This is a genomic window from Tamlana crocina, assembly GCF_012037625.1.
This window is the reverse complement of record NZ_JAAVJS010000006.1, coordinates 43105-55106: the sequence shown is the minus strand read 5'-3', so window position 1 is coordinate 55106 and position 12002 is coordinate 43105. Positions and strand designations below refer to the sequence as shown.

General features: G+C 39.8%; 9 protein-coding genes. 3 read left to right on the top strand and 6 right to left on the bottom strand.

Annotated elements, in window-relative coordinates; translation table 11 throughout:
- Nucleotides 1–191: 191 nt before the first annotated feature.
- The 6 genes from HC176_RS05605 to HC176_RS05580 all read right to left on the bottom strand — a co-directional run bounded on the left by HC176_RS05605 (nucleotide 192) and on the right by HC176_RS05580 (nucleotide 7035).
- Entirely contained in the window at nucleotides 192–1709 is a 1518-nt protein-coding gene (locus HC176_RS05605) for a MoxR family ATPase (protein ID WP_245234842.1), read from the bottom strand.
- A 57-nt stretch (nucleotides 1710–1766) separates the two neighbouring features.
- Nucleotides 1767–2894 (bottom strand): vWA domain-containing protein, encoded by a 1128-nt coding sequence (locus HC176_RS05600; protein WP_167917207.1) that lies wholly within the window; start codon nucleotides 2892–2894, stop codon nucleotides 1767–1769.
- 88 nt (nucleotides 2895–2982) lie between these two features.
- The gene (locus HC176_RS05595; RefSeq protein WP_167917206.1) at nucleotides 2983–3660 is read right to left on the bottom strand and encodes a Crp/Fnr family transcriptional regulator; all 678 of its coding nucleotides are present in this window, start codon (nucleotides 3658–3660) and stop codon (nucleotides 2983–2985) included.
- A gap of 54 nt (nucleotides 3661–3714) precedes the next feature.
- On the bottom strand, nucleotides 3715–4554 hold the full coding sequence (locus HC176_RS05590) for a universal stress protein (RefSeq protein ID WP_167917205.1): 840 nt from the start codon (nucleotides 4552–4554) through the stop codon (nucleotides 3715–3717).
- 87 nt (nucleotides 4555–4641) lie between these two features.
- Nucleotides 4642–5694 (bottom strand): response regulator, encoded by a 1053-nt coding sequence (locus HC176_RS05585; protein WP_167917204.1) that lies wholly within the window; start codon nucleotides 5692–5694, stop codon nucleotides 4642–4644.
- Nucleotides 5695–5784: 90 nt separating this feature from the next.
- Nucleotides 5785–7035 (bottom strand): PAS domain-containing sensor histidine kinase, encoded by a 1251-nt coding sequence (locus tag HC176_RS05580; protein ID WP_167917203.1) that lies wholly within the window; start codon nucleotides 7033–7035, stop codon nucleotides 5785–5787.
- Nucleotides 7036–7157: 122 nt separating this feature from the next.
- Between HC176_RS05580 and HC176_RS05575 the strand changes: the two genes are divergently transcribed.
- The 3 genes from HC176_RS05575 (at nucleotide 7158) to ccoN (ending at nucleotide 11989) form a co-directional block, all read left to right on the top strand.
- Nucleotides 7158–9533 carry a heavy metal translocating P-type ATPase gene (locus HC176_RS05575; RefSeq protein WP_167917202.1) on the top strand — a complete coding sequence of 792 codons (2376 nt, stop codon included), beginning with the start codon at nucleotides 7158–7160 and terminating at the stop codon, nucleotides 9531–9533.
- Nucleotides 9534–9606: 73 nt separating this feature from the next.
- Nucleotides 9607–9831, top strand: coding sequence for a cbb3-type cytochrome oxidase assembly protein CcoS (gene ccoS / locus HC176_RS05570; RefSeq protein WP_167917201.1), 225 nt, complete (start codon nucleotides 9607–9609; stop codon nucleotides 9829–9831).
- Entirely contained in the window at nucleotides 9809–11989 is a 2181-nt protein-coding gene (gene ccoN / locus HC176_RS05565) for a cytochrome-c oxidase, cbb3-type subunit I (protein WP_167917200.1), read from the top strand. The genes ccoS and ccoN overlap by 23 nt, the downstream gene beginning before the upstream one ends.
- The last annotated feature ends 13 nt before the right edge of the window (nucleotides 11990–12002 follow it).

Sequence of the window (12002 nt, the reverse complement as noted above, 5' to 3'; positions counted from 1 at the left end):
AAACAAAATTTTGCGTTTTTTGACGTTTTTTTATTAAAAACAGCCTAAAAAACATGTTTATTGGCTTAATATAATGAAAATGCAAAGTAAAAACTACCTCATACGAATTGAAAATGTGCTTTTTCAAGACCCCGAAAAATTAGTTGGTTTTTTATAGAGATTTGAAAATTTGAAGCACTGAAAATAGCGGATTAAATACCACTAATAAAACTGCCGTATGGATCTTTAAACTGAAGTCCTTCCGAAAAGCGCTTTTTACTTAAAAGTTTAAATTCTACCAATGACCATAGGATAAACTCTTTAACAAAATACTGATCTTGCTTTTGAGTATTGGGCTGATATTTGTTCAATAAATCGGTTAAAGGTGCAATGGCATCCAACAAGTTTTTGTATTCGGCATCATTGATATCGTCCAACAGTTCAAAACCATCTTTTTCGTTGAAAAACCACGATACCAAGTCGTCATATGGACTTTCATCGGTTTGCTTTTGCAATTTTTCTATTTTTGGGAACAGCTTTGGGAATATACTTTTTACGGCTTCACCAATCAAATTGTACGCCACTACCGCAGCACCTTCTTGCTCGCCTTCGTAAACCAGCTCCACTTTACCAGTTATAGCCGGGATGATACCAACAAAATCTGAAAGTCGCACAGTCGTTTTGGCATCGCCACTAACTAGGGCTCGACGTTCGGCCGTGCTCATCAAATTCTCTAGAGCCGTAATGCTCAATCTCGCACTCACCCCACTTTTAGCGTCAATGTAGTCGCTTTTACGGGCTTCAAAAACAATCTGTTCCAATAAATCTCTTGCCAAATCTGGAACAATAACATTGGCCTTTTGGTTTTCCACCAATTTGGCTTCCTGTTGAGTAATCTGTTTGGCGGTTTCAACATCAATGGGATAATGTGTTAAAATTTGGGAACCAATTCGGTCTTTCAGCGGTGTTACAATACTACCGCGGTTGGTATAATCTTCGGGGTTGGCAGTAAACATAAACTGAATATCGAGTGGCAAACGCAGTTTAAACCCTCTAATTTGAATATCGCCTTCCTGCAAAATATTAAAGAGCGCCACCTGAATTCTGGCTTGCAAATCGGGCAATTCGTTTATTACAAAAATACAGCGGTTGGCACGGGGAATCATACCGTAATGAATCACTCTATCATCGGCATAACTTAGTTTTAAATTGGCCGCTTTTATGGGATCTACATCGCCAATAATATCGGCTACAGTAACATCGGGGGTGGCTAGTTTTTCTGCAAAACGCTCACTTCGGTGCAACCAAGAAATGGGGGTATCGTCACCTTTTTCGTTTATCAGTTCTTTAGCGTACCTCGAAATGGGATTGAACGGGTCGTCATTAATTTCGGAACCTTCAACAAAAGGGATAAATTCATCCAATAAATTTAACATCAAACGCGCCAATCGGGTTTTGGCCTGCCCTCGAAGCCCCAGTAAATTGATATTATGGCGTGATAAAATGGCACGTTCCAATTCTGGGATTACCGTATTTTCGTAACCGTGCACGCCCTCAAATGTCGTTTCTTTATTTTTTATTTTCTGAATGAGGTTATCTCGCAATTCATCTTTTATGGATTTACTTTGGTAACCTGTTATTTTTAATTCACCTAGTGTGTTAGGCCTCTCCCCAGCCCTCTCCAAAGGAGAGGGAGCCAATGACTGTTTACTATTTTGCGTTTTACTCATATTATTTTTTTTCTCGTTTGGGTTTCTCCTCCCCTTTGGGGAGGCTGGGTGGGGCATTTACCCCCTTATCCGTTTTTTTCTATTGGTTTCGTAATCTTCAAAAATCATTTCTCCCAATCCTTTAAGCCCGGTGTAAAAGGCCTTGCCCTGATTGGCATAGGTAAACTCCCTGACAAACTGCATTAAATAATCATCTTTAGCTATCATAAAGGTTGTAATGGGAATGTGCAAACGGCGGGCTTGTTGTGCCATCATGTAACACTTGTTCACTATATTGGGATTGAGCCCAAAACTGTCTTTAAAATACTCACCACTGGGCAAACGCAAGCAACTTGGTTTACCATCGGTAATCATAAAAATTTGCTTGTTGGTATTACGCTTTCTTCTGAGCAAATCTAAAGCCAATTCTAGCCCCGCTACTGTATTGGTATGATAAGGTCCCACTTTTAAATAGGGCAAATCTTTGATTTCAATTTGCCAAGCATCGTTACCAAACACCAAGATATCGAGGGTGTCTTTGGGGTAACGCGTGGTGATGAGTTCGGCAAGAGCCATAGCTACTTTTTTTGCCGGAGTAATGCGGTCTTCGCCGTAAAGAATCATACTATGACTGATATCAATCATCAACACGGTACTCATTTGCGATTTATGCAAGGTTTCCTCCACCACCAAATCGTCCTCAGATAATGTAAAATCTGAAATACCATGGCTGATTTGTGCGTTTTTTAAACTTTCGGTCATCGATACTTTATCAAGGGCATCGCCAAATTGGTAGTTCCTAAAATCGCCTGTATGTTCGTCACCAATGCCGGGGCTTTTGCTTTTGTGGTTGCCTTGACCACTCCGTTTTATTCTACCGAAAATTTGGTCGAGAGCTTGTTGCCGAATGGCGCGTTCGGTTTTGGCCGTAATAGCTAGCGAACCATTTCCGTCGGAATCAATTTCTTCTCGCAGATAGCCCTTCTTTTTCAAGTCTTCAATAAAATCGTCGATGGTATAATCGGGCGTGGTTAAATCGTATTCCCTGTCGAGTTCACGTAGCCAATCTATAGCCTCATCAAAATCCCCCGAAGTGTGGGTAATCAATTCCTTGAAGATTTCGAAAAGCTTTTCGAAGGGCGATTGGTTTGGCGCTTCGTAACTTTTAAAAACAAATCCTTTTCTTGGAGCATTATGTGGTTTCATAGCTGTATAAAATTAGCATTTTTTTATACAACGCACCAACAAATGCCCATTAGATTTATTTATGGTTCAACATATCAAATCGATAAGTTTACCTCACCCGTTTTAAGCCTTCAATGTCTTCTATCTTTATTTGCTTACCATTTGCAGACACCAGGCCTTCCTTTTTAAACTGCGACAATACACGGATGGCAGACTCTGTTGCCGTGCCCACTATATTGGCGTAATCTTCGCGAGAGAGCATTACGCTAAGGCTTTTGTCGGGGTTTACGCCAAAGCTGTCGTGAATAGATATAAGGGTTTCCGCGAGACGTTGACGAACTGATTTTTGTGCCATATTTACAATAAAATCGTCGGCTTCTTTCAGGTCTCTCGCCATTTCCTGCAATACATCAAACGAGAATTTCGGATTGTTCTGCAAACTATTTATTATTTCACTTTTAGGGATAAAGCACACTTCCATATCGGTTAGCGCTGTTGCCTGAAGGTTAGAATTCTCGACAGAAACCAACGAGCGTTGCCCCAACAAATCGCCCTTAACCACCATTTTTACAATTTGGTCTTTTCCGTTTTCACTTAATTTCGACAGTTTACAGATACCGTCCCTTACGCAAAAAACACCGTTAACCGCTTCGCCTTCATCAAAAATAACTTCGCCCTTTTTTATGATTTTACTGGTTTTACAGCTAGAAACGCTTATTAACTCTTCTTTCGATAAAGATTTTAAAGCATTAAATTGTTTGATTATGCATTGCTCACATTTTCCCATACCTGTTTTTTTTCTTTAATATTATTTGATTTGAAATAGGCTAAAATGCACTGATTAGTGCAAAACCAAAAAAGGTACGTTTTTATAATAATTCACTTTGTCGATGGATGGTTGGAACAAAATCCGTTGCAAATAATTTAGATTTTTAGCCAACACAGATATTAAACTTATATCCTTAAAATCTACAAATTGTTGTACAGCACAATCTATGTGTTTGTGGGCCAAAAAGTAGAAATTATGCTTTTGCCCCATAAAATAATCTCTTAAAAACTCTTTGTTTTGCTTTTGGTCTTCGTTCAATATCGGGGTATCCTTGCTAACATTCAACACATTTACTTTGCCTTGGTGTTGCTTTAAAACCTCAAACAACGGTTGCAGCGTTTCGGGATTGTACACAATTGAAAAATCGGTGGGCAACACCACATTTTTGGGCGAAACATACTTGGCATTTTCGGGCACAACAAGCGTAGTGCATTTTACCTTCGTTATTACGTTTCCTGTATTTCCACCAATAGCCAGACCTTTAACTCCTGAAGCCCCTTTGGTGCCCATAACTATTAAATCGATGTTGTTTTTAACGACATGTTCGCGAATGGAGCCTATAAGGTTATTATTGTCAGAGAGCGTAAAAAATCGATGATTGGCATTTTCATGGAAACGTTCAGAAATAAGAGTTGCCATTTCCTTCAGCAACACTTTTGAAGGTTTGTTTAGTGTTGAAACCGTGGTGTTCTCATACTGCACATAAAAACTATCGTTGGCCTTTAATGCGCCATCTGCACTAACGTGCAACAAATAAAAATTACATGCCGACTTTTTAAAAAACTGGATGGCATACTCGATGGCATTCCATGAATTTTCTGAAAAATCTGTTGGTATTAAAATATTCTTCATGCCCTTTATCTTCTATATTGCAAAAGTAAAGGCATGAGAGCGAATGAAATATGACCAAAATCATAATTCAGGCTTAAGCTGAAGCGTTTAGCTAATTTGCTGTAACTTATCGATATCTAAAATTTTGATGTTTCGTCCTTCAATTTCAATGAGGCCCATATCCTTAAATCCAGAAAGGGTACGGATTAAACTTTCTATGGCTACCCCGGCAACACTGGCCAAATCGTTTCTTGAAATCCTAATGGCTTGGTTGGGTTTTCTATTGAGTTTTTCGGCAAACTCTATAATGGTTGAAGCCGTTCTTTTTTTAACCGAACTGTAGGCCATTTGCAAAAGCTGGTCTTTAACGTGAGTGAGGTCGTCGGTTAACAACTGTATAAGCTCTAAAGTTACTTTATGGTTATTATCGAGCACCTTTATAAGTTCACTTTTAGGTAAAGCTGTAAGTTTTGATGCTTCAACGGCCGTCGCCGTTTCTTGGTAGGTTGTATTTTGGGTAAAGGAAGTGTAACCAAACAAATCGTCTTCTTTGTACAATGCAGTGGTTAAGTCTTTGCCATTTTCATCTAATTTATGGCATTTAATCAACCCTTTGGAAATTAAATAAACATTATTGGAGTGATCGCCCTCTTCATAAACCAATTGTCCTTTTTCAAAATCGATTTCGGTACCATTGTCATCAAAAAAATTCTTTAAATCATTCAGTGTTCTCAGTTCTTCATCCTGCTCTGCTTCTTCTGGTTGTGGCGCTTCACTTTTCTCTTTTAAAATAGCCGCTTTTGCCAAACGGCTTTCTATGGCACTGGTTAGTTCTTCCTCCTCGAAAGGTTTGGTAATATAATCATCGGCTCCCAAGTCCATACCTTTGCGCACATCTTTTCGCTCTGTTTTGGCTGAAAGAAAAATAAATGGAATATGCTTCGTACTATCGTTTTTAGACAAGGCTTCCAATACGCCATAACCATCTACTTCGGGCATCATAATATCGCAAACCACAATATCTGGCAATTGACTTTGGGCCACTTCAATTCCTACTTTTCCGTTAGGGGCAGTGGTTACTATGTAATCAGACAGTTCTAACAATTCTGCCGTATTCTCTCTTAAAATAATATCGTCTTCTATCAATAATACTTTTTTCATGTGCTTGTCTCTTGTTTTCCAACGCTAACACCCCACATTCTCAAAATCCTTTCGCTTGAACAAAAAGGTAGTGGCGACTGTTTCCATCAGTTAATATTGTGCTGTTGCTTTATTGGGTATTGTAAATGTAAATTCGGTTCCTTTATTTTCTTCGCTTTTAAAACTTATTGACCCACCAAGATTTTCCAAATGGGTTTTTACTATATTAAGCCCTATACCGGTACCTTGTGTTAACAGCGCATTCTCGGCTCTAAAATAGCGGTTAAAAACCTGTTTTTGGTCTTTCTCCGGAATACCAATACCATTGTCCTTTATTTTGAAAATAGTATGGCTTTCATTTTGTTTTATATCCACATCCACTAGGGTGTTTTCAGGTGAATATTTTATGGCATTATGCAATAAATTAGACAAGGCCAATTCGATTATTTTTTCATCCTGATACAAGGAATAATCTTCAATATTTTCTGGGTAGTTAATGGTCTGCCCTTCTTTTAAAAGCATGTTGGCATTGTACACCACTTCGTTAACCACTTTACTGATTTTAAACGTACTGAATTTGTAGTTTACCTTTCCGTTTTCCAGTTTTTCTATCGAAAGGAAATCGTTAAGGATATTATTTAAATACCGTACTTTATCCGAAATGGTTTTGATATGCTTATCGCGCCGTTCTTGTTGCTCGGTCAACTTATATTTGGCCAACAACATTGCAGAAGTTAAAATACCACTCAACGGCGTTTTAAATTCATGAGACACCAAAGACAAAAATTTAGTTTTTAACTCGTTGAGTTCCTTTTCCTTTTTTAAGGCCTCTTTGGTTTTATTTTGAGCCTCGATACGTTTTTTTATTTCTTCGTCGCGTTGAAGATTCGCCGTTTTTAAGGTCTGAACAATTGCACTAAGTTCTTTGGTACGTTCATCAACCTTCTTTTCCAATTGCGTATTGAGTTCCTGCAGTTGCAACTCTTGTTCTTTACGTACCGATATATCAATCACCAAAGCCATAACGTACGATTCGCCATCAATCTCCATAGGGTTTAAACCCGCCTCAACAGGAAAATCACTTCCGTCTTTCCTTGCCCCGTACAAATCGCGGCCATGCCCCATCCTCCGGCTTTCCTTTTGTTTCATAAAACCCTCAACATGGCTACCATGACTGGCCTGATACCTTTGCGGGATTAAAACACTAAGCGGTTTGTGCAAAAGTTCTTGTTTGTCACAGCCAAACATACGCCCTGCCGAAGCATTGGCCGCTACAATTTGCTGCTGATTATTAACCACTATCACACCTTCTGAAACAGCTTCAAAAAGTACATTAAAAACATCTTTTTCGTTTTGGAACATTATAAAACCTTGAGCATTCTATTAATTTGAAGATGTGTAAAAGTAAATAAAACATGACAAATATCATATTTAATCGCCCACCGATTTTAGATTTTTGTCCAAGGTATAAATGAGCAAATATTATGGAGCACAACACATGTTTTCACTGTGGGTTGGATGCGACTTCCTCTAACATTATTTTTAACGACAAACTATTTTGTTGCAATGGCTGCAAAACCGTTTATGAAATCTTATCGGAGAACGACCTAAGCTGTTACTACGATTTGCAACAGGCTCCAGGAGCCACCCCAAAGGAAGTTGAGGGCAAATACAACTTTTTGGACAACGAAAAAATCATTGAGCAACTATTAGAATTTAATAGCGACGATACACAAATCGTTACGCTTTACATTCCGCACATTCATTGCAGTTCGTGTATTTGGGTGTTGGAAAACCTCAACAAACTAAATACGTCAATAAGCACTTCAACGGTCAATTTCGGGAAGAAAACCGTACGGGTTACTTTTCAACCTGAAACCTTAACTCTAAAAGATTTGGTATTGCTTTTAAGCCGAATTGGCTACGAACCCTTTATTAGTTTAGACGATTACAGCGTGGGGAAAAAACAGGTAAACCGTTCACTAATTTACAAGTTGGGCATTGCAGGGTTTGCCTTCGGAAACGTGATGTTTTTATCATTTCCGGAGTATTTTGAAGTGGGCGAGTTTTGGCTCGAACAGTTTAAACCCCTGTTTAGGTGGCTTATGTTTGCCTTTTCGGTGCCCGTGGTGTTTTACTCCGCACAAGACTATTTTATTTCGGCTTACAAAGGATTAAAATCGAACATCTTAAATATTGATGTGCCCATTGCTTTGGGTGTTGTGGTATTGTTTTTAAGAAGCACGGTCGAGATTATGTTCGATTGGGGTTCGGGATTTTTCGATAGCTTAACGGGGCTTGTTTTCTTTTTGTTGCTTGGCAAATTCTTTCAGCAGAAAACTTATTCGTTTCTGTCGTTTGAGCGCGATTATAAATCGTATTTCCCCATTGGAATCACCAAAATTCTAGAGAACGGAACCGAGGAATCCATTCAGGTTTACGATATCAAAAAAGGCGACCGATTACTAATTAGAAACGAAGAACTCATCCCAGTCGATTGCATTTTAATAAAAGGAAACGCTCGAATGGATTACAGTTTTGTTACGGGTGAATCGAAAACCGTATCGAAACAATCGGGCGACAAACTTTTTGCCGGCGGAAAACAATTGGATGGCAGCATTGAGGTAGATGTTTTAAAATCGGTGGAACAAAGTTACCTCACCCAACTGTGGAGCAACGATGTGTTTAAAAAGGATAAAGCACTTGCTTTTACCAACATTACCAACAACATTAGCAAACACTTTACACTGGCTATTTTATCCATTGCCGTTCTAGCTACGGCGTTTTGGTTGGTGGCCGATTCGAGCAAAGCCCTTAACGTATTCACTTCAGTATTGATTATTGCCTGCCCGTGTGCCATCGCCTTGGCGGCACCATTTACTTTGGGGAATATTTTACGCATTTTAGGCAAAAAGAAATTCTATTTGAAAAACGCTTCAGTAATTGAGCAACTTTCAAAAATAAACACTATTATTTTCGATAAAACGGGCACCATTACCGCCAATAAAGAAACCCGAATCGACTACCAAGGCTTGCATTTAAGTCACGAAGAAGAAACTTTGCTCAAAAGTACCCTGCGAGGTTCCAACCACCCGTTGAGCCGCTCGTTGTACCAAATTTTGAACCAGAACGACATTTTGACTTTAGATGATTACACCGAACACTTAGGACAAGGCATTGAAGCCAAATACAAAAACCAAAATATTAAAGTAGGTTCGGCATCCTTTGTTGGCCACTATACTGAAACGGCAACGCTCAATACCAGTGTACACATCAGCACAAACGATACTTACAAAGGCAAGTTCACCTTTTACAATGCCTACAGAAAAGGGCTTTCAAAATTGTTCAATAAACTGAAAAATGAATACGATTTGGCAATCCTTTCGGGCGATAATTCTGGTGAAAAAGAAAATTTAACCAAACTTCTTCCTTCAAAAACAAAACTCATTTTCAACCAGAAACCCGAAGACAAGCTGGAATACATCAAGCACCATCAAACCGAAGGCGCCAAAGTGCTTATGGTTGGCGATGGACTGAACGACGCAGGAGCCCTGGCGCAAAGCGATGTAGGCATTGCCATTTCTGAAAACGTTAACGTGTTTTCGCCCGCTTGCGATGCTATTTTAGATGCTTCAAAATTCAACCAATTACACAACTACATAAGGGTTTCAAAATCGGCCATAAAAATCATCAAATGGAGCTTTTTGCTCTCTTTCATTTATAACTGTATCGGGCTTTATTTTGCCGTAACCGGCCAATTAGCTCCGGTAGTCGCCGCCATTTTGATGCCCTTAAGCAGTGTTAGCATTGTGTTTTTCACCACTATTGCCACTAACCTTATTGGTAGAAAACTGAAATAAAAATGAAACATGACAAATGTCATTTTTTAAGGTAAGCGATGAAAGTACTTTTGACCCATAACTTCAATTAGGTATGAGTGTTATATATATTCTATTAGCTATAAGCATTGCTGTGGCCATCGGGTTCTTTGTGGCCTTTATCATCGCTGTAAAAAAAGGACAATTTGATGACGGTTACACGCCATCGGTACGCATGCTTTTTGAGGACGAACTAGTAAAAACCGATTCTAAAAAAACAATACAAACCAAAAAGAACAATAACCAAAATCACACAAATGGAACAGTTTCATTACGATAACAAAATCGTTAAAAATTTCCTTTACGCCACCATGCTTTGGGGCGTGGTAGGTATGTTGGTGGGCTTACTTCTGGCCTTCATGTTTTTATTTCCTAATTTAACCGATGGCATCTCGTGGCTCAGTTTCGGGCGTTTGCGTCCGCTACATACCAATGCGGTAATTTTTGCTTTTGTGGGTAACGCTATTTTTGCCGGGGTTTATTACTCCACACAACGATTGCTAAAAGCCAGAATGTTTAGCGACGTATTGAGTAAAATAAACTTTTGGGGCTGGCAACTTATTATTGTGGCTGCCGCAATAACCCTGCCATTGGGTTACACCTCCTCAAAAGAATATGCCGAATTGGAATGGCCCATCGATATTGCCATTGCCATAGTTTGGGTGGTTTTCGGTTGGAACTTAATCGGTACTATTTTAAAAAGAAGACAACGCCATTTGTATGTGGCCATTTGGTTTTACCTCGCCACGTTTGTTACAGTCGCCGTTCTGCACATTTTCAATAGCTTGGAATTGCCCGTTAGCGGATTGAAAAGTTATTCGGTTTATGCTGGTGTTCAAGACGCTTTAGTACAGTGGTGGTACGGACATAACGCCGTAGCATTCTTTTTAACCACTCCGTTTTTAGGGCTGATGTACTATTTCGTTCCAAAGGCAGCGAATCGCCCGGTGTATTCCTACCGATTATCCATTGTGCATTTTTGGTCGTTAATCTTTATTTATATCTGGGCAGGACCACACCACTTATTATACACCGCTTTACCCGAATGGGCTCAAAATTTAGGGGTAGCGTTTTCGGTAATGCTGTTAATGCCATCGTGGGGTGGTATGATAAACGGTTTGTTAACCCTTCGCGGAGCCTGGGACAAAGTACGCACCGACCCCGTTTTAAAATTTATGGTTGTAGCCATTACAGGTTACGGTATGGCTACTTTCGAAGGTCCGACACTGTCGCTTAAAAACGTAAATGCCATCGCCCATTTTACCGATTGGATTATTGCCCACGTACATGTTGGCGCCTTGGCCTGGAACGGGTTTTTAACCTTTGGTATGATATATTACTTAGTGCCCAAATTGTTCAAAACGAAATTATATTCTTTAGGGTTGGCCAACCTCCATTTTTGGATAGGCACATTGGGCATTATTATGTATGCATTACCTATGTACGTGGCTGGGTTTACCCAAGCAAGTATGTGGAAACAATTTAATCCTGACGGAACGCTTACCTACGGGAATTTTTTGGAAACCGTTACCGAAATCATGCCTATGTACTGGATGAGAGCTATTGGCGGTTCTTTGTTTATCATCGGAATGCTAGTTATGATTTACAATGTTATCATTACCATAAAACAAGGTAATGCCGTTGAAAACGAACTGGCTGAAGCACCCGCTTTGGAGCGTGTTAGCAAAAGAAGAACCGCCAACGAAGGCTGGCATACTTGGTTGGAGCGTCGCCCTATCCAATTAACCATTTTAGCTACCGTAGCTATTTTAATTGGTGGTATTATACAAATTGTACCTACCATCATGGTAAAATCGAACGTACCAACCATTACAAGCGTAAAACCTTATACGCCTTTAGAATTGGAAGGTCGCGATATTTACATCCGCGAGGGCTGTGTGGGCTGTCATTCCCAAATGATTCGTCCGTTTAGAAGCGAAGTGGAGCGCTACGGCGAATACTCAAAAGCAGGCGAGTTTGTTTACGACCACCCTTTCCTTTGGGGCAGTAAACGTACCGGGCCCGATTTGCACCGTGTTGGCGGAAAGTATTCCGACAACTGGCACTTCAACCACATGTACGATCCTCAAAGTACCTCTTCGGGTTCTATCATGCCACGCTACCAATGGTTGATTACAAACAAATTGGACAAATCGCAAACCGAATCCAAAATGGAGGCGATGGCAGCTTTGGGTGTGCCGTATTCTGAAGACGATATTGCTCAAGCTCAAGAGCAAATGGCGGCACAAGGGGCGCAGATTGAAGAAAACCTTTATACCGACCCCGATTTTGCAAAGGCTTACGAAGCCGACAAAAAATACGCCGCTGAAAATGGAGAGCCTTTTGTTGAAATGAAAGACAGGGAAATTACGGCACTTATTGCCTATTTACAGCGATTGGGCACCGATATCCATGTAGAAACCACAGCACAAAACTAACCATCAAAAAAGA